The organism is Leptolyngbya sp. 7M (genome assembly GCF_018128485.1).
Genome location: NZ_CP070897.1, coordinates 547,748 through 568,664, shown reverse-complemented (window position 1 = coordinate 568,664; position 20,917 = coordinate 547,748). Strand labels below are relative to the sequence as shown.

The window sequence follows — 20,917 nt, the reverse complement described above, 5'->3', positions numbered from 1 at the left end:
TTATGAACGAATCAAGACGCGAATTCATTAAAAAGACAGGGTGTGCGCTAAGCATGACGGCGCTCGCTACGCAAATGCACCATCTAGGGATGGTAAGTGCTCTTGCCCAAAAGATGGAAGAGAAAGTGGACACCACTTCAACCACCGAAGGCGGAGAGAATTACAAGGCATTGGTATTGGTATATTTTGCCGGCGGGAACGACGGCAACAATATGGTGATACCGAATCATAGCAGCAGCTCGGTAAGTAATTATGCGGCTTACGCAGCAGCCCGACAGCCGCAAGGACTTGCTATCCCGCAAGCGGATCTTTTACCCATCTCAGTTCCGCGCATGGGCGGCCTTACATACGGCCTTCATCCTGCGCTCGGGCCGGTAACAGGAGGCACCAATAACGGCATTCACGAGCTTTGGGGACTCGGCAAATTGGCCGTGGTCAGCAACTGCGGAACTCTGATAAGGCCGATGACAAAAGCTCAGTATCAGAATGGTTCGATACAAAAACCGTATCAGCTTTTTTCGCATTCGGACCAGGTATATCAGACGCACACCAGTATCTCTAACACGCAGGCCTTCACCGGGTGGGGCGGTCGGATCGCTGATCGTCTAACACAGGGAAGTAATCCCACAGGTCTGATACCGATGATCACATCGATCTCCGGCGCGCAGCTTTTCACCGCTGGCCAGACCACGCTTCCAATGGCGATCGCGAACGCGAATACCTCGCTCGCAAACGTGCTGAATCCGACTGGCTTTAATAGCACTGCCGCATCGACAGCAAGAAGGAATGCTTTCAATCAACTGCGGACAATAGATCTGGATTCAAATTATGTCGCAGCCGCCAGCCACGTTACAGACCTTGCGATGCAGGCAAATGCTGCCCTGCAGACCTCGCAAGAAGTTACTGTAACCTTCCCGAATACAAGCATGGGGCTGCAATTAAAGCAAGTCGCGAGGCTCATCAAAAAGCGCTTAGACCTGAACATCAACCGCCAGATATTTTATGTTCAGATCGGCGGCTTCGACACACATAACAATCAATTGGGCGGCCATGTTACGCTGCTATCGCAATTCTCTCAGGCGGTCCGCGCGTTTTACGACGAGATGGTCGTACAGGGAGTTTCGAACGATGTTACTGTGTTTACGCTCACCGATTTCAACCGAACGTTCAACCCCGCCGGCTCCGGTGCGACCGTAGGCTCGGATCACGCTTGGGGAAATCATATGTTCGTTATTGGCGGCTCGGTCGCAGGAGGTGATTTCTACGGAATGAACACTTCAAACGGAACTCCATTCCCGACGCTTGTCATAGGAGCTTCCGGGCCGGACGATACAGACAGCGGATCAGGAGCACGCGGACGCTGGATACCGACGACCTCCGTAGATCAATACGCAGCGACGCTCGCCCGTTGGTTCGGGCTTCCCGAGAACCAGATGTCACAGGTCTTCCCGAACATCGCGAATTTCTCGACATCAAACCTAGGGTTTATGATCTGAAATTTTCCTGATGGTCTGAATGATGGAGAAAAAGAGGCTGCCTTTTCGGACAGCCTCTTTTTAAGTACTCACTGCTGATATCTCAAAAATACCTCTACGATGTTCAAAGATACCATGTGGTCCCCGTTTGGGCTGAGTGTTTATACTTAGAACGTCCGGAAATTGGCTACGGGATAATCACCCTGTTGGCCGAATGCGGATGTTATAACCGATCCGGTGGATTGGCGTACCCAGAAACGGCTTTCGCCCGGGGTAGGACTTGGCCGCCAGATCGCCGGGTCCGTCTTTCCGTCACCGTCGTAATCTCCCGCAGTCGGAAAATCCGTCGCTGAGTTTCCGAATATCGCGAATGGTGTAGCAGATACTTCTCCCGTTGAACTGGGCCGGACGAACCATAGGATCTGCCCGCCCGAAGCTCTTAAAACCGCAATATCCATCTTCCCATCACCGTCGTAATCACCCGGAACAATAAGATCGGTCGGCGTTCCGAACACGACGGTCTGAATCCCGGCAGTTGTCTGCAGCATCCAGAACCGGGCCTGTCCGCCTCCGTTGTTCCGCTGCATCACAAAGTCATACTTACCGTCACCATCATAATCTCCAGATGCTGGAAAATCGCCGTTCTGTCCCCACTGTACGTACGTGATGTTTCCTCCCGGATTGTTAAGTGAGCCGCGATAATACCAGAAACTCTGGGCCCCCGCGACGGGTCCTGGACGATAAACCGCAACATCCGCTTTCCCATCTCCGTCATAGTCGCCAACAACAGTCGGGGTATCACCCTGCTGGCCAAAGTCCTCAATTCGGATGGTATTGTTGCTGCTCTGGAATATGTAGAAGAACGCATTCCCTGAAGGCTGCCCCGTCGAAACACTACGCCATACCGTTAAGTCGCTCTTTCCGTCTCCGTCAAAATCCGCCGAGCTGCAGTTCTTTCGAATGACCTGCGGCTCCATCCTCTGTTCGACGCTTCTGGAAAACTGGACCCGACTGCCGAGAGACTACTTGCCAAAAGAGAAAACAACCACCGACAGGGTCGTTCACGTAGGTAATTGTTATTTAGCAAGCTCCGCGGTCAGGGCATTTAGGTCCGAACGCGGGATCTTGATCTCCAGCGTAAGCACGGAACCACTTCTCGTAAAGGTTACGTTGTTGATCAGTCGTGCATAAAGTTGCTGATCCGCGCGTTTTGAGCCGCCAAGCAGACCAACACCGAGCGTTTTCAAACCGATCAGCGTTTCAGACAAGAGCTGAGCGTCCGCATTCTTTTCCGTCCGTGCGGACAAAGAGATCGTCGCTGAATTATCTGCAATGTCCATACCGCCGTAAACGAACTTGATCGAGTCTATGCTTCGGCCAAGCTCATCATCATCAAGTGGAAGGAATTTGCTAAGCCCGTTCGGCACGCGCCCAGCAATGTTCATGACGGCAACTTCTCGTTTGTTTAGCAGTTCAATTATCTCAGCTGCAACACGACTATTTGCCTCAACTGTCTGACGAACTCTTTCTGCGGTGCCAATGGCGATCGTGTTCGGTGACATCACCGCAACTGCGACCTCATCCGACATTCCGTCAAAAAGGCTCGAATACCATTTCCCGGAAGATCCAACGCTATCGGCAGTGTTATCTTTTAGATCTTTTATGTTAAAGATGTAAATAACTTTCCCGTCAAACCGTTCTTCACGATATTTCCCATTCGATGCTGTCTTTGCAGATGCGATCACAGCGGCGGGATCAAAAGATCCACGTGCGATCACCGCGGGCTCGAACCTATATGAGTTATTTCCGGCATCCTTGATCCCAAGCCCAACGGCCGCATACTCGAATTGATGTACATCGACACCGACCTTTTGCTTGATTGATTCGATCTTTGACATAACTTCAGCAAGCGTCGAACCATTACCGCCAAGGATCATAGGAAGCGCTTCGCCCAGCATACGACTCGAATGGATCGTAATGACCATGTCGGAATTTGGCAGCATTGACACCAATTGGTTCATCTGCGCCTTATTTTTCCGAGATGAAACTGCGTCGGCTTCCACTGAAACGCTTATTGCGATGGCAAAAGCAACAACGACGAGAACTGCAGCTACCCTGAACAACATTCTTTGTAACCTCAACTCAAACGATATACCCACCTGACCAAAGATAACAGATGTTGTCGGTATCGGAAATAGTTTGCCGCGATTTTCCAGCGCATAGAAGTCTGCTTGTATTGGCCAAGCAAACTAACGTTCTATTAAATCTTCAGTGCTAAATTGGCTCAACCATCAGGGGAGTTCCAGGTTGCTTGGCCAGTAAGGCCTTTTCGCACAGATAATAGTGCCAGAGCAGCCGGGCGGCCACGGAACGGAAAGGCTTCCATTTTTCTGCGATTACCTGAAACTCATCATAATTCGGCTTTGGCTCACCGGATATTTTTTGCCATGCAGTATGTAAAGCAATGTCGCCTTTAGGCATTACGTCCTGTCGGAGCAAGGCCATCAGAAGATAGATATCGCTAGTCCAGATGCCAATTCCCTTCAGTTTCATCAGCTCGGCCCGGACCTCATCATCGGGCAAATGAAAAAGATGATCAAGGTCGATCCTTCCTTCCAGAACTGCCTCTGAAAGATGCCTGGCATAGCCGGCCTTTTGCCGACTGAAACCGATTTTTTTCAATTCGAGATCGTCCAATTTGAGCACGTTGCCCGGTAAAACCACTTCGATCCGGGCAGTTAATTTGTCAAAACACGCTTTAGCCGAGGCCAGCGAGACTTGTTGCTCAAGAATTATCTTAAGGAGTGTCGCAAATCCAGGTTCACGGTCCCAGAGCGGTGGGGGGCCGTAAGCTTCGTATATAGTATTTAAGTGAGGATCACGCTCTGCAAGCGATCTAGCGGCAATGTCCAACGAAGCTGGGTTCAGCGTTCTGATATCATTATTTCTCACAACAATACTCATTCTGATTCTCTGACCTGTCCATAATGATGAGATATTAAGGTATAGATCAGCCTAATAAGAGCATCATATTCAGACCTGCGGACAAAAGCTCAATTTCGTGATTATCAGAATTTATGTCCGAGAACACCAGAAGATAAAAATTTATGACCTAGCAAATCAAGAGGGGGCAAAGAAAATTAGTTGCCAAGTCTCTCCGACAAAAGTAAAATAAAAACGTTGCCGGTCTATTACCGGAACCTACCTTACTTTCCACAATCCCGAAATGTCTATCAACCAAAGACAACACGTAAGATTCTCTCTGGACATTCCAGCTACGCTTGTAACCAAATACGGCGACCGCCAGGAAACCCTTCTTCAGCAAATAAGTATCGGCGGATGCTTTACCGATTGGGAAGAGAATATCTTCCCTGGCGATGAGTTTCGCCTTGAGATCGAACTGCCGAACAAAAATAGGCTGCCTATCGCATGCAAGGCCATCTATCGCTTTGAGAATGCCGGAATCGGTGTACGATTCATGGATATGTCACGTTTCGAGCAAGAGCTGATCTCATCCATAATTGCCGACAGGCTTGAGACTGAAGGACTTCCTACCGGAATCGATCCGTTTGCTGAACCGAAACGCAAACGCGTTGACACCATTTCTTATCTTGAACGAACCGAACGCGATGAGCGCGAACGCTTACTGGAAGAGGTAATGGCTGCAGAAGAATTATAAAGAATCAGCCCGGTCGTGAAGCGACGATCTCCGTAAATGAGCTTTCTAATTCAGATGGCTTTAACCCCGAAGCGTTCGATACCTCTTTTTCAGTGAATGCCCCGCATTCGATACCATATCGGAAAAAGGAGATAATACCTTCAGCGGATGCGGCGTCGTCAAATACATTGCCAGTGAGCGTGGCACGAGTCGCACGTTCTACGAATGCCTTCAGCCGATCGCCCTGAAGATCCATTTCTGACAAAAAGAAAGTATAAACAGCAGCATACCGTGCCGGAAGCTGATTCGGATGAAGATCCCAGCTTTGGAAGAATCCGTTTTCCATGGAACGGGTAACATTCTCGAAATGCCGCTTCCATCCGGTATGTACCGAAACGGTATTCTCTTTTCGCTGAACAACACCCAGTCGGCCATCACGGTGGATCGGAACAGGAAGCAGCGTGGTTACTGAATCACAGAGACGTATCCCGAGCGGTCGAAGATTAAATAGCATCATCTGCCGCGCAAGATCGCAAGCCGGATGATCGATCCGTTGATGCGAGCCCGCAATGCCAAGTAAAGCGGTAAGATCGTAGGCCCCGAGATGTGCTGATGTAACACGGCCTTTACCGGCTTTTATGAGTCCGGGTAAGGCCGAACTGCCGTTACCAGTAAATATTGCAGACGGCGTTTCGATCATTATTTCGATCCCGATCGTCCCACGAGATAAACCCGTGTGTTTTTCAGATCGTCGAATTCGGTCCGCTAGATCGCCGACCTGTTTTCGGTCTGTTATCTTCGGAAGCGTAACCACGAAGTTAGGAGGCACTTCTCCGCCTGTGCTCGTCAAAAGATTTTCGAGAAATATCTCGAACGTCCTAACTGCGCGGGCATATGTTTCCGCATTAAACGATTTGATCCGAAACCCCGAGAAAGGGGTGATCGATCCTGAGTTAAACGACTTGGCAAGTTCTTTAGCAGCACGTGCTGCATCTTTATCTTCCTCGTCGTTTGAACGAAAACCATAACCGTCCTCAAAGTCGATCCTGAAGTCTTCGACTGGTTCGGTCTCAAGTTTCTTTCTTGTCTTTTGATAAACACTCCAGGCGAGCCATGCCGAAGGCATTTCACGTCTCGCAGCCGATCGGCTGCGCAGTATTTGACGTTCGAGCCGTTCTGCAGATCCGAGCAGATCACCCAAAGTCTCTACACCCGGCATACCCATCGCAATAGCAAACTCAATGAAGTCCGGGGCATAAATATCGAGAGATTTCAGAGCTAGTTCACCCAGCTTTTTTGCTGTTCCGGCGGAAAATCGATCTGCTCCGCCGTAAACCACATGGACCGGTGCACGAGAAGCCCTATTCTCCGCGACGGCCTTTTGGGGGCTTTGTGACTTTCTTTGTTTTATAATAAGGCGAACACCCTCGTCGCCTTCCGTCAATATGGTCTTACTCATTTCGATCGAATAGATGGTCAATAACATCTTCGAGAGAACGGACACCTACCACGCGAACTCCCAATAGACGTTCCAAACCCTTTTTATTTGATTCCGGAATTATAAGTTTTTTGAATCCAAGGGTCTGAGCTTCGCGCGCTCGAGCTTCAGCCTGCAATACACCTCTTATCTCACCCGTAAGCCCCACTTCTCCAAAGACAGCCGTCTCAGGCGGGATCTGTAGATTGCGGAAACTTGAGATAATGGCCGCTATAACGCCGAGATCTGCTGCCGGCTCATCTATCTCAAGCCCTCCTGCGACATTCAGAAAAACATCATCCCCCGCAAGCTGAAGCCCAAGTCGCTTTTCAATGACGGCTATCAGCAGAGAAGTCCGATTTTGATCGAAACCCTGCGTCATTCGCCGCGCGGTGCCGAATTTCGATCCGCTGACGAGAGCCTGAACCTCAACGAGCATTGGCCGGGTGCCCTCCATGCAAACGGCAACCGCGGAACCGGTTGCCTCTTTTGGCCTTTCTTGTAAAAACAATTCTGATGGATTCGAGACCGGCTCAAGTCCGCTGCCGGTCATCTCGAATACCCCGATCTCATTAACGGTCCCAAAACGATTCTTTGTCGCACGGATAATTCGGTGATTATGATGCCGATCACCCTCAAAATAGAGCACCGTGTCAACTATATGTTCGAGCGTTTTAGGGCCGGCGATCGCCCCATCCTTTGTAATGTGCCCGGTTATGAAGACCGGTGTCCCGCTATGTTTTGCAAACAGCATAAGCTGCCCTGCCACCTCACGTACCTGCGAAACACTACCGGGTGCGGACTCGATCTTGTCGCTTGCGACAGTTTGTATCGAATCCACGATGATGACCTGAGGACGCAGCCGCTCGGCTTCAGAGAGCACGGAAATGAGATCGGTCTCAGGCAAAACTAATAAGCCACCTCCGCTGATGCCGAGCCGTTCGCCGCGCATCTTGATCTGTTGCTCTGATTCTTCACCCGAAATATAGAGAACGGAGGAACCGCTGCTGACCAACTTTTCCGCCATTTGAAGCATAATGGTCGATTTACCGATACCAGGCGAGCCGCCTATCAAAACAAGAGACCCCGCAACGATGCCGCCGCCTAGAACGCGATCAAATTCCTCGATCCCGGTTGAGAAACGAGCATCATCCTGACCTTCTATTTCGGTGAACGGTATTGCTTCGGGCGCACGTAGCCTGCCACCAACTGTTGCAGCGGCAGAACGGATTTGAGAAGAAGCCCGGAAGATCTCCTCGACAAGCGAATTCCATTCGCCGCATTCCGTGCATTGGCCAAGCCATTTTCTGGATTGGCCACCGCAATTCTGGCAGACATAGATAGATGCGGGTTGCTTTGCCATCGAGCCTTGAGATTACTTCAGACCGCGTGAAAAGTGTAGTCGAACCGTTTTAGCTCTAAAAATATGCCTTAACTGAATTGACAAATGGCTGTAGAGTCACCGCTACTGCCCGACCTTGGAAATAAGAAACTAAATCGATTAAGGTTTTCGAATGAGTATAGGTTCAATACATGCTTTTTCTGAAAAGGTCGCTCTGGTGACGGACGCATCCGATCCTGTCGGCCGAGCCATTGCGATACAGCTTGCTCTTAACGGGGCTTATCTTCTGCTCGGTATTGCATCAGCTAAGGAGGACCGTGTCGCAGCCGTAAAAGATCTGGAAGAAATGGGCACACTCGTCAATTCGTTTGAATGGGAGCCGGACGTGGTGGGCTCGGCTGCCGAATTGGTCCGACGCTCGTTCAAGCCGTTTGAGAGACTGGATCTCTTGGTAAATACTCTGATGGTAGATGTTTCAAAGGCGGACGACCTTTTGTCCGGCCGCTCGTCTAAAATGACCATCGAAAAGGTTCTTGGCTCGATGATAGAGGCAACAGAGTGTGCGATCCCAAGAATGGAAGAACGGCCAAAGCCGCGAATAGTTTCTGTCTGCCGGAGGCGGCAGGCACCGGATACTGTTTCTCAGACTATCTTAGGAGCAACTGCAGGATTTATCGGCGGCTTGGCCCACGATCTGCCCGATCATTTTCGAGTTAATGCAGTTTCATTCTCCGACCAACCCGGCACCGCCCCTGACAATGTAGCGAGGACCGTATTGTTCCTTCTTTCTGGTGAGGCCGCAGGCGTCAACGGACAGACCATCGATCTTATATGACGGCGCCTGCTAAATCCCGCCGAAATGTTATCTTTGCGATTAAGTTCGTGTTAATATCAAGTTAATGAAGTGGGATGTCCTCATCATACGTTTTGGTTTTGTAGGCTTGCTCGGCGGAGTCGGTTTTTTGCTCGATCCGTTCCAGTCATGGTCTGAGCTTAAAGACTTGATGGGTTCCGACCGCGGTGTGCGTTATGCTTCAGCGGTTTTTGGAGCTATTCTCGGTGTTCTCATGATTGCGTTTGAGCTTAGAGCCCGTCAGGCAAGTTTGAAGACATTGATAGGCGCGGCAATTGGTTCAATATTGGGCATCGTCGGAGCTTATCTGATCGGAATGCTGATCACCGCCCAAGACATAGGAACAGTTCCGGGACAGATGAAGGTATTTATGACCATTGCTCTCGGATTTTTTATGGGCTATATCGGGCTGATGGTAGGGGCCGCGAAAGGGGATTTTATCGATCTTTCCGCTTTAGGCGGGATCTTTAGTGACAAGGCCGTCAAGCGTGATTATAAGGTCTTGGATACCTCCGTGATAATTGATGGACGTATCGCCGATGTTGCTGAGACCGGATTTCTAAGCGGAACGCTGGTCATTCCGAATTTCATTCTGGCCGAATTGCAGCAGGTCGCCGATTCCGCTGATTCTTCGAAGCGTCAGCGTGGCCGACGCGGCCTTGATATGCTCCAGCGGCTTAGGAACAACACAAAATTGGATATTCAGATCGTGGAGAATGATTTTCCATCCGTTCGCGAGGTGGATCTGAAGCTCATCGAACTTGCCAAGCAACTTGAAGGCGTGATCGTTACTAATGATTTTAACCTCAATAAAGTGGCCCAGCTTCGTGGAGTTTCCGTGCTCAACATCAATGAACTCGCAAATGCGGTCAAGCCTGTTGTACTTCCCGGCGAAGCAATGCGTGTTTACGTCCTGAAAGAAGGAAAGGAATATAACCAGGGCGTTGCATATTTAGATGACGGGACCATGGTCGTTATTGATAATGCCCGGCGCCTTATTGGAAAAACTGCCGATATTGCCGTTACCAGCGTTCTTCAAACCACAGCCGGAAAGATGATATTTGGTCGTCTGTGGGAAGAGAAAGAGGAAAACGACGCTTCAAATCTTGCGATCCATGATTCGCGTTCAATGGGATTCAGAAAAGCGACCAGAGAACTGCGTCAAACCACAATAATCGAGGAACTCGAATCCTGACACCGGCGGGCGTTCGGTATCGGCTACTTGCTCCGACCCAATAATGAACACGGCAATCATCGTAGCAGCAGGGGCAAGTCAAAGATTCAATTCAGCAACTCCAAAGCAATTCATTGAAGTTTGCGGAAAGCAGGTCGTGATCTACTCGCTCGAGCGGTTTGCTGCTTGTTCGTCGGTTGATGAGATCGTGGTCGTAGTTCCGGAAGACATGGTTGAGGGTTTTGGCGAAAGGGAAGACGTTGCATCTATTTACAAGTTAAAAGGAGTTGTCGCCGGTGGAAGAACACGAGCTGAGTCGGTTCATCGTGGAGTGCGCGTCGTGGATGCACGAACCGAGATAGTGGCTATACATGACGGAGCCCGGCCCTTGGTTACTGTTGACGAGATAGACCTCGTTATACAAAAGGCCGTAGAAACGGGAGCTGCGTGTTTAACTGCTCCCGTCGTTGACACTATAAAACAGGTCGAAGATGGCTGGATCACCGGAACGATAGATCGACGAACACTTCGTCGCGCAATGACTCCGCAGGCCTTTAAGTTAGAATTATTGCGAAACGCATTTAAAGGACGCAAGCTGACCGACGACATCACAGATGAATGTTCTCTCATAGAAGAACTAGGTCATCACATCGCCTCAGTTCCGGGAGGGACGCGTAACATAAAGATCACACATCCGGAAGACCTCCGGATTGCAGAAGAATTCCTGCGCGAAGGTTACTAATTAAAGATGTTTCGCATCGGTTTCGGAAACGATATACACAGATTGGAGGTCGGTATACCTCTTACTATCGGTGGTATTCAGATCGAATCTGAATTAGGTGCTGTCGGCCATTCCGATGCGGACGTACTTTTTCATGCTGTTACGGACGCTATCCTCGGAGCTTTAGCACTGGGGGATATCGGCACGTATTTTCCGAACACAGATCCGCGTTGGAAAAATGCCAACAGCAGGATCTTTATCGAGATGGCATTTGAGGCGGCACAGTCACGAGGCTTTTCAGTTATTAATCTCGATTCGACCATAAACTTGGAAGCTCCGAAACTCCGCCCTTACATAGACGAAATGCGGAGTAAGCTGGCAGAGATCCTGCAGACAAATCTATCGAATGTGTCCGTGAAGGCGAAGACAGGTGAAGGGGTCGGCGCGGTCGGAAAAAACGAAGCTGTCACAGCAGAGGCGGTAGTGCTGCTCGCAATCGATAGAGCCGCTCAAGAATAGACTTTTCGGTTGCTGCTATGCAAAACTTGGGCAGCTTTCTATTTCTTAAATGATGCGTCCTCAGGAGATGATCGCCATAAAACGCGACGGCGGGGAACTTTCACGCGAACAGATCGAAGGCTTTATCGACGGTGTTTGCGACGGCTCCTGGGCTGACTACCAGATATCGGCCTTCTTAATGGCAATGTTCACTCGAGGCCTTTCGGAGGACGAACAGAACGCTCTCACAAACGCGATGTTACATTCCGGAGATGTTCTGGATCTCGCATCGATCGACCTTCCAAAAGCCGACAAACATTCGACCGGAGGCGTTGGCGATAAAACCTCGCTTATTATAGCTCCAGCAGTTGCCGCATGTGGCGTTGCTGTTCCGATGATCTCCGGACGCGGACTCGGCCATACAGGAGGAACACTTGATAAGCTCGAATCCATACCGGGTTATCGGATCAATCTGTCGAATGATGAGTTTCGCTCGGTCCTTGATAAGTGCGGATTTGCAATGACGGGACAGACCGATCAGATCGTTCCCGCCGATAAAAAGCTCTACGCACTGCGCGATGCCACGGCGACCGTTCCGTACATCCCTCTGATCGTCGCATCGATAATGTCCAAAAAATTGGCTGAGGGACTTGATGCGCTGATTCTTGACGTTAAAACCGGAAGTGGTGCGTTTATGACTAACCCAGATGATGCGGTCTATTTGGCACGTGCAATGGTGCGAACTGGAAAAGAATTTGGGGTCAGAACACAAGCTATTGTGTCTGATATGGACCAGCCGCTCGGACGTTTTGTCGGGAACGCTTGTGAGGTCTTTGAGTGCCTAAATATACTTCGCGGTGAGGACGATGAACGCAGTGCAGATCTGAAACAGCTTTCGGTAGAACTTTCGGCTCGAATGTTGATACTCACCGGCGTAGAAGCCGATATCGACATTGCGAAAAAGCGAATAGAGGACGCGATCACGATCGGTGCTGCCTACGAGAAATTTGAACAGAATTGTTATGAGCAGGGCGGCGAGAAAGAATTCTGCCGATCGCCAAAACAATTGCTTGACAGCACGCTTGATGAATTTATCATCAGAGCAGATAAGGATGGGTATGTTAGCACCGTCGACGCACTTGCGATCGGCGAGGCGGTGGTTTCGATCGGCGGCGGCAGGAGGCTCACAGAAGATTCTATCGATCATGGGGTTGGGTATTCGTGCGAGGTAAAGATCGGCAACGAGGTGCGCTACGGCGATGTCTTGGGGGTTCTATATTGCCGCGGCAAAGATCAGGCCAAAAGCGTTAGCGAAAAACTCAATGCTGCGTATAGAATTGACGAACAGCCAACCTCAAAACCTGAGCTTATCAAGGCGGTAATTGATGCATGAAAAAACGTCTCATACTTATTTTTGCAATTGTTATCTTTGCGATCTCCTGTGGTGGTAACGAGGTCGCCCGCGATGATTGCAACATTCGGGTCGGCATCGTATTCGATATCGGCGGCAAGAACGACCGATCTTTCAACGCGGCAGCGTGGGAAGGCGTCCAGAGGGCTGAGCGCGACCTAGGGATCTGTTTATACGACATCGAGCCTGGAAATCCGACATCTATAGAACCCGCGATGCGTGCTTTCGCAGAAAGGAATTTCGACCTTGTCATCGGTGTGGGTTTCGCGCAAGGGCCGATAATGCAGAAGGTCGCGATGGATTATCCAGATATAAAATTCGCAATAATTGATGGTGTAATATTCGAGGCGGATGGCAAGACCCCGCGGTCAAACGTTGCGTCGCTAGTATTTCGCGAACATGAAGGCTCATATTTGGTCGGCATGATCGCGGCTTCCAAATCACGTACTGGCGTTCTGGGCTTCCTCGGCGGAATGGATATCCCGCTTATTCATCGGTTCAAAGAAGGATACGAAGAGGGCGCGCGGGCGGTAAATCCGAATATTCGTGTTGTTACTAACTTCGTTGGTGTAACAGATCACGCTTGGAACAATCCCGGAAAGGGGAAGGAATTGGCTCTTAGCCAGATAGAAAAGGGGGCCGACGTTATCTTCACAGCTGCCGGAAATTCAGGCCTGGGAGCATTTGATGCGGCTGAACAATTCGGTAAGAATTCTCAGGGCGAAGCAAATCGTTTTGTAATAGGTGTGGATTCTAACCAGAACGGTGTGAAACCGGGATACGTGCTTACGTCAATGGTCAAGCGGGTGGATAACGCGGTTTACGATGTGATCCTTGAGGTTCTTGAGAAACGATTTGCCGGCGGATTTCACGTATTCGGCCTTGATAAGGATGGTGTCGCCTATGCAATGGATGAATTCAACGAACCTTTAGTACCCAAAGAGGTGATCGAGAAAGCCGAGGCCGCAAAAGCCAAGATCATTACGGGCGAGATCAAGGTGACGGATGCAATGGCTCCGAAAAATTAGATGCTTGAAGTCAAAAACATAAGAAAGGCGTTTGGAGATGCCATCGCCAATGACGAGGTTTCGTTAAGGGTCGAGAAGGGTACTATCCATGCGATCGTCGGTGAGAATGGTGCGGGTAAATCGACGATAATGAAGATCGTTTACGGATTTTACCGACCGGATGCGGGCGAGATATTTTTTGACGGCCAGCCAGTAACCATCCGAAATCCCCACGAGGCCATCGATCTTGGGATTGGGATGGTTCACCAGCATTTTATGCTGGTCGATACAATGACCGTTGCCGAGAATATCATCCTCGGTGCGGAGACTGGCTCGGCGGCAAATCTGGACCTTGCAACTGCTGAACGAGAGGTCAAGAAACTTTCCGACGAGCTGAAACTGGACGTCGATCCGAAAGCCATGATCGAGGACCTTTCGGTAGGTGCCCAGCAGCGTGTTGAGCTCCTCAAGGCGTTATATCGCAATGCTGAGCTCTTGATATTAGACGAGCCGACCGCTGTACTTACGCCACAGGAAGTTAATGATCTTTTTGCGATTCTGCGTCGGATGCGTGAACAGGGAAAGACGATCATCATTATTACTCACAAACTGGATGAGGTTCTTGCGATCTCAGACGAAGTTACCGTGATGCGAGATGGTCGAACGGTCGGTCATAAGGTCACCTCCGACACGTCAGCACCCGAGCTGGCAAAAATGATCGTCGGACGCGATGTGCTTTTACGCGTTGAAAAACCTGCAGCCAGACCGGCAGAAACCATTCTTGAGGCTCGAGAGCTCATCGTTGAAGGGAAACATGGGCGGGCGGTTGACGGCATGTCGTTCAGCGTGCGTTCGGGGGAGATCGTCGGGATAGCTGGGATCGAAGGTAACGGACAGACCGAGCTAATTGAAGCTCTTTCAGGTCTTAGAATGGTTTCGAGTGGTAATGTGCTTTTCGAAGGCCAAGATATCACAGATCTTTCTTCACGAAGGATCAAGGAACTTGGCATCGCCCATATCCCTGAAGACCGTCACAAGCGCGGATTACTCTTAGATTCTGATCTTGCGGAAAATTCGATCCTTGGTGTCCATTACCGCCCGCCGATCGCGAGTTCCTCGGGTCTTATGAACGGTGAGTCGATCGCTCAACGTGTGAACGAGATAATCGAGCAATTTGATGTGCGTCCTGCAAATCCCGAACTTTCGGCGCGTTCGCTTTCGGGTGGAAATCAACAAAAACTGATCATCGGCCGCGAGTTTGAACTGAACCCGAGACTGCTTCTGGTCTCACAGCCGACACGCGGGGTGGATATCGGTGCCATCGAATTCATTCACCGCAAACTTATTGAACTTCGTGATTCCGGCTCAGGCATTTTGCTGGTGTCCGCTGAACTTGAAGAGGTTACTTCGCTTGCCGACCGCTTGCTAGTCATACGCGAGGGGAAGATCGTCGGCGAGGTTGACCCCGCAAATACCTCACACGAAGAAATTGGCCTTCTAATGACAGGCGGCTAGAAAAATGCTCGCAAAAGCCTTATAAAGAAAATCACAACACAGTCTCCCCCCAAGTCCTGCAGATCGCTCCCTTTGGCATTTAATCATTCGCATGTTAATCAGACCAAGCTCTGAACGCTTGTAACCATTGCTTGATCGATCTGCGATCTGTCCGTCCATCACCTTGTCTATATTCGCAAAGTGTGAACATTATGAGCACAATACCATCTGCACCCGGACAGGCTTTATATTGTCTTATTAACTAAGGTTACACTCAGATGAAAATATGGAAGTCAATCAATATTGAAGTATTTCGCCGCAGGGTTATGGACGATGATCGCAGAAGTTGATTGTTCGGGGTCGAGCTGGAATTCTTCGGTCAGTTCGACGCCGATGCGTTCAGGTTGCAGCAATTCGAACAGCTTCGTTTGATCTTCAAGATTCGGACACGCCGGATAGCCGAATGAGAAACGCGAACCCTGATAGCCTTGGTGAAAAAGCTTTGCGAGCTCCGGAGCGTCGTCGCCCGCGATGCCGAGTTCCTCGCGTATTCGCTTGTGCCACATTTCGGCAAGTGCCTCAGCAGCTTCGACGGAAAGGCCGTGGAAGAGCAAGTAGTCCTGATAGTTGTCAGACTTGAACAACTGCGCCGAATACTCGCTTGCCCGCCGGCCCATCGTTACCAGCTGGAAGGCAACGGTGTCAACCTCGCCACCGACCGGGCGAAAGTAGTCAGCCAAACAAAGATTCTTGCCGCCGCGTTGCTCGACAGGCTGCCGCGGGAATGTAAAACGCATACGCTCGGTTCGCTCATCATCGTTAAATATGATCAGATCATTTCCGTCCGATGCACACGGGAAATAGCCATAGACGAGCTTAGCCTCGAGCAGCTTTTCGCGGATCGCTTTTGCCTTGATCTCGGCGTATTTCGGATAGACCGTTTCTTCGAGAATTTGTTTATATTCTTCTGGCGTCTTACGGCCTTGCTTGAACTGCCATTGGCCCTTGAACAACGCCGTCTCGTTGATGAACGCGAAAACCTTGGTCAGGTCGGTGATCTCGACGATCTTTGAACCATAGAATGGCGCCTTTGGCACATTGTCGAGCACAGGCACGTCAGATCGCGTCGTATGCGTCGTGTCTCCGCTCGAGCGCGATGATACTCGTGCCGCTTCCTGTCCGAGTTTCGCGTCTTCGCCGACAAGATCTTCTGCATCCGAATAGCTTACGCTTTCATCCGCTACGCTCATGACCGATGAGATCTCCGTCTGCGCTCCGGCCGCAACCCCTATTACTGTGGTCTGAGTGGTTGTGTCTTCTTTCTGCGTCAACTCATCCATCGCATGCAGTCCGTCAAAGGCGTCGCGTGCATAAAAGAGTTTGCCTTTGTACAGCGGGATCAGATCCGAATCGACATACCGACGATTGAGTGCTGCACCGCCGAGAATTACGGGCACATTGACGCCGCGTTCGTTCATTATCTCGAGGTTGTCACGCATTATCAGCGTGGATTTTACAAGCAAGCCGCTCATGCCGATGGCATCGCATTTCGTCTCCTCAGCGGCGCGGAGAATGTCATCGATCGGCTGTTTGATGCCGAGATTTACGACCTTGTAACCGTTATTGGTCAGTATGATATCGACAAGGTTCTTGCCGATATCATGTACGTCTCCTTTGACTGTTGCGAGCACCATCGTGCCTTTTTCGACACCTTCGACACGATCCATAAATGGTTCGAGGAATTTTACGGCTGCCTTCATCGCTTCGGCCGACTGCAGAACGAAAGGAAGCTGCATCTGCCCCGCACCAAACAGATCGCCGACCACTTTCATGCCATCGAGCAAAATGTTGTTGATGATGTCGAGCGGCGGATATTTTTCGAGAGCCTCCTTGAGCGAATCCTCAAGTCCTATCTTTTCCCCCTCGATAATGTGCTCTTTCAGGCGCTCCTCGACCGGCAGATTTGAAATGTCCGGCTTGATGGAGGCGGCAGTTTTGCCTTCGAAAAGCTTCGTGAATTCGGCCAGCGGGTCGTAGGTGCAGACGTCGCCATCGAATTTTCGCTTGTCGTAAATAAGGTCGCGTGCGGTATCGATCTCAAGCTCGTTGAATCGTATGAGTGGCAGGATCTTTGAAGCGTTGACTATTGCCGAGTTCATTCCCGCCTCGACACAGTCGTGGAGGAACACCGAATTCAGAACGACGCGCGCCGCGGGCGACAGGCCGAAAGAGATATTTGAAACGCCGAGTATCTGATTTGCCTCAGGCATCTCTTCCTTGATCTGGCGAATCGCTTTGATGGTCTCGTCCGCATTCTTGCGGTCCTCTTCGATCCCGGTTGAGATCGGTAATGCGAGCGGATCGAAAAAGATGTCGTGTGCAGGAATGCCATATTCGGTCGCTTGCTTAAACGCACGTCGGGCGATTTCGACCTTCTTCTCGGTCGTTCGAGCCATACCTTCTTCGTCGATGAGGCCTATCACGACAGCGGCACCGTGCTCTCGCGCAAGGTCAAGCACTTTCAGGAAACGCTCCTCGCCGTCCTCGTAGTTCGTCGAATTCAGGATCGACTTGCCGCCCGCGTGTTCCAGGCCCGCTTCCATCTTTTCCCATTCGGTCGAATCGAACATTAGCGGGATCTTTACGTTAGTAACGAGCCGCGAAGCGAGTTCATGCATATCCGCAACGCCATCGCGGCCGACGAAATCGACATTGACGTCGAGGATGTGAGCACCTTCTTTCTCCTGCGATTTGGCAAGATTGACAAGCCCGTCCCAATCCTCAGCGTCGAGCAGGTCGCGCATCTTCTTTGAGCCGGACGCATTGACGCGTTCGCCTACGATAAGGAACGACGCGTCCTGCGTGTAAGGCTGTTGAAAATAGATCGATGACGCCGACGGAACCAGCTTTGCACACCTAATCGCGAAATAAATGAAGGACAGCAATAAGCTTTTGAAAATCATCTCGGTCGAAGAAGATTTCAATATCTCCGTCTGTTTCGAGGGAAAGACATAGGCCAATACTCCCATCGACACGCCTGACAATGACAGTAGCATTTTCAGCGGTTAGGGCGTCAGTTAAAGTAATAGTTTGGTCTTCCATATACATATTGCGTATCTGCTCAAAGTCCGGGAAACTTATCTCCCGGTAAGTACCTAGTATGTCGCTGCCCAGGCCATTGAACATGCCAATGGGGATTTCGGTGCCATTTTGGCGCAGTCGGATGATAGGGATGTTGTTCGTAAGTGATCTTAACTTTGTCAGATGGTTTCCATTCAACCTTGTTTCGTCCGGGGGTACCCGGTCCATCTGGAATCCGTCGTCCCGGAACACCTAACCTATCGTCCATTCTTTCCGGGCTCTTCGGGAAACGGGTTTTCGCACCACGCTTCGCGGCGAATTTGAGCCCAAGTTTTGCAGCTCCGCCTATTCCTGTTGCCGCGTCAACGGCAAGGCCAGCCCAGCCACCGGCTTGAAAGGCAAACGAACAGTCTAGGTAGGAATCATCAAAGCCTTGCCATTGCCGAAACCAACGAGAAGCTCCAAAGCTCGCATTATCGCCAAAACCGATCGCACCCTCGAACAACGGAGCGAAAAAATTGATAACGGCCTGTTCGCCACGCCATCTTCCTTCGTTCGCCCATGCCGCCCAGTCAGACCACGGAGATAATCCCATCGGATCCGTGAAATGCATCGGATTGTTCCAGACATAGCCGTAGAGATTGATGTCACCACCCGCGAAGCCGATCGGGTCTTCGGAGATGAAGCGACCCAGATTCGGGTCGTACCATCTTGCTCGGGAGAATTGAAGGCCTGTAAACGAATCGAATTCTCTGCCCGTGAATTGATATCGCGTCGGGAAACTTGTGTTCGTTCCATTGCCGAACGAATCGTAGGATTGAGAGGCCGTAATAGATCTGGTCGTGTCGGTTAAACCAACCGTTGAGCCAAGATGATCCTGCAAGAAATACTTTACGTCGCTGCCGGTTTTGAGGCTTAGTTTGTTGTCGATGCCGGGGCCGTTCTGGTATTTGGTTAGTGTTCCGCCGTCAATGTCCATCACGACATCAAGCCCGTCGAAAACGTATTTCGTGTAGCCCGTCGAACCGGCAGATTTGCCCTGTCGCGATACTCTTCGGCCTATCCTCATAAAGCGAATCTAGATGCGATAAGAAGCCCCACTAACAACAATGCCGTTAAACCAATTAACCCGGCCTTTCGGTTTAGCCCCACCGTCGCAATCAAAGCTTCCGCCGGAATCAATACTAATTCAACCAATTCATAAAAAGCCTCTTTTACTGCCTTGATTGGGTCAAACATTTTCTTTGTAGTTACGATTGACGAAGAACGTAAAGGTCAGCCCGGCTATAATGTGATCAAGAAGGAGAAATACCCCAGAGAAGAATCTATAGTCCGCTACAAATCCAAGAAACAAAAACACCGTAAACGGGGCAACCGCAAGAATGAGCCCAATAGTTCGCCCCGTTCTTGTGGCCTTACCAAATGACGCAACGGATAAGGCAATGCAAAAATACGTTATCGGAGCAACTACAAATTCAATTCCTCGCTTTGTAACTATTAACACGTTTTTTGCATCGGGTAGGATTTCTGCTTCGAACGAAAAACTGACGATATAAAAATAAACGCACAATGCTCCTACGAAGAAGATCGCTAACCCTGTAGCCAAACCAATAACTGTTGTTCGCAAAATACCTCGCATCAGTACACCTCCCCAGGCTGAATGTTCTTTTTGTAGTCACGTATGGCTCTACCGGTTATCTTATAGGGATTTAACGGATGTGAGCCTTCAAAGACACGGCCTGAATAGTACAATTGTTGCTCACAGAAATAATTTGCTGAAAAGCAATTGCGATACCTCAGGCCGGTAAAATTACCCGCTCCAGAATCAAAAGCCTCTTGCATTGTCAGTTCCAATTCCGCTTGGCTTTGATTCGATGAATTGCATGCATTACCGCACTGAATACCATCCTCGCCGCAACGCATGCTGTAATAAAGCCACCAAAAGAAATCGTAAGGGTTAGGAATCTCACCGGTCGGGTCGGTGTAGCTTACGGGGTTACTTTTCGCATATTCGTAGAGATTTAAGCCCCCATTGAGCCCAATTGGATCTTCTGAAAAAAACCGCCCTATTTTCGGGTCGTACCAACGAGCACGGTTGTATTGGAGGCCAGAAAAGCTATCGTATTCGCGGCCTGTGTACTGATAGCGGGTTGGTAAGTTGTTTGTAGAGTTCCCGAAAGAATCGTAATTTGCTGAAGATGTCAGATTGCCGCTTGCATCCGCGAGGCCGACCGTTGAGCCAAGGTGGTCTTGCAAAAAGTACTTTACCTGTTCGCCAACCAACATCTTTAGTTTGTTATCAATTCCCAGACCGTTTTGATATTTGGTGATGGTGCCGTTTGTGTCGTCCTGTATTACATCAAGCCCGTCGTAAGTATATTTTTCGACCGTCCCGCCCTGCGTTCGTTTGACCCTGCGTCCGAGTGCGTCGAACGAATAATCGACCGTATCAGTTCCGTCGGATCAGAGACCAGCCGATTCTCATCATCCCAAACAAACGACCAACTCACCGTGCCCGCCGTCTTTCCGATCATCGAACCGTTCGCGTCATAGCTGAACGTCGCCGTCGCGGTGGAAGTGAGTTTATTAAACGGCTGATGAGTGTAGCCCGCACTCCGATGGGTCGCCGTCCGGTTCCCAACCGCATCAAACGCATAACTCTCATTCGCCGTCCCGTTCGTCATTCCCGTTAGCCGATCAAGATTGTCATGGACAAGACTTAACAT

General features: G+C 50.2%; 20 protein-coding genes. 9 read left to right on the top strand and 11 right to left on the bottom strand.

What is annotated here, in order from left to right; genetic code table 11:
* The first annotated feature begins 2 nt into the window (after window positions 1–2).
* Window positions 3–1,496: a DUF1501 domain-containing protein gene (locus JVX88_RS02760; RefSeq protein ID WP_211625536.1), complete on the top strand. Its 1,494-nt coding sequence runs from the start codon at window positions 3–5 to the stop codon at window positions 1,494–1,496.
* A 146-nt stretch (window positions 1,497–1,642) separates the two neighbouring features.
* Here the strand turns inward: JVX88_RS02760 and JVX88_RS02755 are convergent, their stop codons facing one another.
* The 3 genes from JVX88_RS02755 to JVX88_RS02745 all read right to left on the bottom strand — a co-directional run bounded on the left by JVX88_RS02755 (window position 1,643) and on the right by JVX88_RS02745 (window position 4,439).
* Window positions 1,643–2,452, bottom strand: coding sequence for an FG-GAP repeat domain-containing protein (locus JVX88_RS02755; protein WP_211625534.1), 810 nt, complete (start codon window positions 2,450–2,452; stop codon window positions 1,643–1,645).
* A 99-nt stretch (window positions 2,453–2,551) separates the two neighbouring features.
* Window positions 2,552–3,601: a hypothetical protein gene (locus JVX88_RS02750; RefSeq protein ID WP_211625532.1), complete on the bottom strand. Its 1,050-nt coding sequence runs from the start codon at window positions 3,599–3,601 to the stop codon at window positions 2,552–2,554.
* A 148-nt stretch (window positions 3,602–3,749) separates the two neighbouring features.
* Window positions 3,750–4,439 (bottom strand): DNA-3-methyladenine glycosylase family protein, encoded by a 690-nt coding sequence (locus JVX88_RS02745; protein WP_211625530.1) that lies wholly within the window; start codon window positions 4,437–4,439, stop codon window positions 3,750–3,752.
* Window positions 4,440–4,701: 262 nt separating this feature from the next.
* Here JVX88_RS02745 and JVX88_RS02740 point away from each other — a divergent pair, with 262 nt between their 5' ends.
* Window positions 4,702–5,154, top strand: a complete 453-nt coding sequence (locus tag JVX88_RS02740) for a PilZ domain-containing protein (protein ID WP_211625528.1) — start codon at window positions 4,702–4,704, stop codon at window positions 5,152–5,154.
* Between the two features lie 4 nt (window positions 5,155–5,158).
* Here JVX88_RS02740 and JVX88_RS02735 read toward each other — a convergent pair whose 3' ends face one another.
* Window positions 5,159–6,592: a DUF6986 family protein gene (locus JVX88_RS02735; protein WP_211625526.1), complete on the bottom strand. Its 1,434-nt coding sequence runs from the start codon at window positions 6,590–6,592 to the stop codon at window positions 5,159–5,161.
* Window positions 6,585–7,973, bottom strand: a complete 1,389-nt coding sequence (gene radA, locus JVX88_RS02730; RefSeq protein ID WP_211625524.1) for a DNA repair protein RadA — start codon at window positions 7,971–7,973, stop codon at window positions 6,585–6,587. Before radA ends, JVX88_RS02735 begins: the two co-directional genes overlap by 8 nt.
* Before the next feature lie 151 nt (window positions 7,974–8,124).
* On the opposite strand from radA, the gene JVX88_RS02725 reads away from it, so the two are divergent.
* The 7 genes from JVX88_RS02725 (at window position 8,125) to JVX88_RS02695 (ending at window position 15,131) form a co-directional block, all read left to right on the top strand.
* The gene (locus tag JVX88_RS02725) at window positions 8,125–8,787 is read left to right on the top strand and encodes an SDR family NAD(P)-dependent oxidoreductase (RefSeq protein WP_211625522.1); all 663 of its coding nucleotides are present in this window, start codon (window positions 8,125–8,127) and stop codon (window positions 8,785–8,787) included.
* 64 nt (window positions 8,788–8,851) lie between these two features.
* A complete protein-coding gene (locus JVX88_RS02720) occupies window positions 8,852–10,000 on the top strand; it encodes a PIN/TRAM domain-containing protein (RefSeq protein WP_211625520.1) in 1,149 nt (382 codons plus the stop codon).
* 43 nt (window positions 10,001–10,043) lie between these two features.
* Complete coding sequence (gene ispD, locus JVX88_RS02715; protein WP_211625518.1) at window positions 10,044–10,721, top strand: 2-C-methyl-D-erythritol 4-phosphate cytidylyltransferase; 678 nt, start codon at window positions 10,044–10,046, stop codon at window positions 10,719–10,721.
* 6 nt (window positions 10,722–10,727) lie between these two features.
* Window positions 10,728–11,219 (top strand): 2-C-methyl-D-erythritol 2,4-cyclodiphosphate synthase, encoded by a 492-nt coding sequence (gene ispF / locus JVX88_RS02710; RefSeq protein ID WP_211625516.1) that lies wholly within the window; start codon window positions 10,728–10,730, stop codon window positions 11,217–11,219.
* 49 nt (window positions 11,220–11,268) lie between these two features.
* On the top strand, window positions 11,269–12,591 hold the full coding sequence (locus JVX88_RS02705) for a thymidine phosphorylase (RefSeq protein WP_211625514.1): 1,323 nt from the start codon (window positions 11,269–11,271) through the stop codon (window positions 12,589–12,591).
* Window positions 12,588–13,637, top strand: coding sequence for a BMP family protein (locus JVX88_RS02700; RefSeq protein ID WP_211625512.1), 1,050 nt, complete (start codon window positions 12,588–12,590; stop codon window positions 13,635–13,637). Before JVX88_RS02705 ends, JVX88_RS02700 begins: the two co-directional genes overlap by 4 nt.
* On the top strand, window positions 13,638–15,131 hold the full coding sequence (locus JVX88_RS02695; protein WP_211625511.1) for an ABC transporter ATP-binding protein: 1,494 nt from the start codon (window positions 13,638–13,640) through the stop codon (window positions 15,129–15,131).
* 272 nt (window positions 15,132–15,403) lie between these two features.
* Here the strand turns inward: JVX88_RS02695 and JVX88_RS02690 are convergent, their stop codons facing one another.
* From JVX88_RS02690 to JVX88_RS02665, 6 genes are all read right to left on the bottom strand, one after another.
* Window positions 15,404–18,166: a vitamin B12 dependent-methionine synthase activation domain-containing protein gene (locus JVX88_RS02690; RefSeq protein WP_211625509.1), complete on the bottom strand. Its 2,763-nt coding sequence runs from the start codon at window positions 18,164–18,166 to the stop codon at window positions 15,404–15,406.
* Window positions 18,167–18,231: 65 nt separating this feature from the next.
* Window positions 18,232–19,260 (bottom strand): RHS repeat-associated core domain-containing protein, encoded by a 1,029-nt coding sequence (locus JVX88_RS02685; RefSeq protein ID WP_211625507.1) that lies wholly within the window; start codon window positions 19,258–19,260, stop codon window positions 18,232–18,234.
* Window positions 19,257–19,430, bottom strand: a complete 174-nt coding sequence (locus tag JVX88_RS02680) for a hypothetical protein (protein ID WP_211625506.1) — start codon at window positions 19,428–19,430, stop codon at window positions 19,257–19,259. The genes JVX88_RS02685 and JVX88_RS02680 overlap by 4 nt, the downstream gene beginning before the upstream one ends.
* Window positions 19,423–19,830 carry a hypothetical protein gene (locus JVX88_RS02675; RefSeq protein ID WP_211625504.1) on the bottom strand — a complete coding sequence of 136 codons (408 nt, stop codon included), beginning with the start codon at window positions 19,828–19,830 and terminating at the stop codon, window positions 19,423–19,425. Before JVX88_RS02675 ends, JVX88_RS02680 begins: the two co-directional genes overlap by 8 nt.
* Window positions 19,830–20,477 (bottom strand): RHS repeat domain-containing protein, encoded by a 648-nt coding sequence (locus tag JVX88_RS02670; protein ID WP_211625502.1) that lies wholly within the window; start codon window positions 20,475–20,477, stop codon window positions 19,830–19,832. The genes JVX88_RS02675 and JVX88_RS02670 overlap by 1 nt, the downstream gene beginning before the upstream one ends.
* 68 nt (window positions 20,478–20,545) lie before the next feature.
* Entirely contained in the window at window positions 20,546–20,917 is a 372-nt protein-coding gene (locus tag JVX88_RS02665) for a hypothetical protein (RefSeq protein ID WP_211625500.1), read from the bottom strand.

Excerpts from the sequence above, each read along its gene's own strand:
- JVX88_RS02760 (WP_211625536.1), top strand. The coding sequence starts at position 3 with ATGAACGAATCAAGACGCGAATTCATTAAAAAGACAGGGTGTGCGCTA.
- JVX88_RS02755 (WP_211625534.1), bottom strand. The coding sequence starts at position 2,452 with ATGGAGCCGCAGGTCATTCGAAAGAACTGCAGCTCGGCGGATTTTGAC.
- JVX88_RS02750 (WP_211625532.1), bottom strand. The coding sequence starts at position 3,601 with ATGTTGTTCAGGGTAGCTGCAGTTCTCGTCGTTGTTGCTTTTGCCATC.
- JVX88_RS02745 (WP_211625530.1), bottom strand. The coding sequence starts at position 4,439 with ATGAGTATTGTTGTGAGAAATAATGATATCAGAACGCTGAACCCAGCT.
- JVX88_RS02740 (WP_211625528.1), top strand. The coding sequence starts at position 4,702 with ATGTCTATCAACCAAAGACAACACGTAAGATTCTCTCTGGACATTCCA.
- JVX88_RS02735 (WP_211625526.1), bottom strand. The coding sequence starts at position 6,592 with ATGAGTAAGACCATATTGACGGAAGGCGACGAGGGTGTTCGCCTTATT.
- radA (WP_211625524.1), bottom strand. The coding sequence starts at position 7,973 with ATGGCAAAGCAACCCGCATCTATCTATGTCTGCCAGAATTGCGGTGGC.
- JVX88_RS02725 (WP_211625522.1), top strand. The coding sequence starts at position 8,125 with ATGAGTATAGGTTCAATACATGCTTTTTCTGAAAAGGTCGCTCTGGTG.
- JVX88_RS02720 (WP_211625520.1), top strand. The coding sequence starts at position 8,852 with ATGAAGTGGGATGTCCTCATCATACGTTTTGGTTTTGTAGGCTTGCTC.
- ispD (WP_211625518.1), top strand. The coding sequence starts at position 10,044 with ATGAACACGGCAATCATCGTAGCAGCAGGGGCAAGTCAAAGATTCAAT.
- ispF (WP_211625516.1), top strand. The coding sequence starts at position 10,728 with ATGTTTCGCATCGGTTTCGGAAACGATATACACAGATTGGAGGTCGGT.
- JVX88_RS02705 (WP_211625514.1), top strand. The coding sequence starts at position 11,269 with ATGATGCGTCCTCAGGAGATGATCGCCATAAAACGCGACGGCGGGGAA.
- JVX88_RS02700 (WP_211625512.1), top strand. The coding sequence starts at position 12,588 with ATGAAAAAACGTCTCATACTTATTTTTGCAATTGTTATCTTTGCGATC.
- JVX88_RS02695 (WP_211625511.1), top strand. The coding sequence starts at position 13,638 with ATGCTTGAAGTCAAAAACATAAGAAAGGCGTTTGGAGATGCCATCGCC.
- JVX88_RS02690 (WP_211625509.1), bottom strand. The coding sequence starts at position 18,166 with ATGCTACTGTCATTGTCAGGCGTGTCGATGGGAGTATTGGCCTATGTC.
- JVX88_RS02685 (WP_211625507.1), bottom strand. The coding sequence starts at position 19,260 with ATGAGGATAGGCCGAAGAGTATCGCGACAGGGCAAATCTGCCGGTTCG.
- JVX88_RS02680 (WP_211625506.1), bottom strand. The coding sequence starts at position 19,430 with ATGTTTGACCCAATCAAGGCAGTAAAAGAGGCTTTTTATGAATTGGTT.
- JVX88_RS02675 (WP_211625504.1), bottom strand. The coding sequence starts at position 19,830 with ATGCGAGGTATTTTGCGAACAACAGTTATTGGTTTGGCTACAGGGTTA.
- JVX88_RS02670 (WP_211625502.1), bottom strand. The coding sequence starts at position 20,477 with ATGTTGGTTGGCGAACAGGTAAAGTACTTTTTGCAAGACCACCTTGGC.
- JVX88_RS02665 (WP_211625500.1), bottom strand. The coding sequence starts at position 20,917 with ATGTTAAGTCTTGTCCATGACAATCTTGATCGGCTAACGGGAATGACG.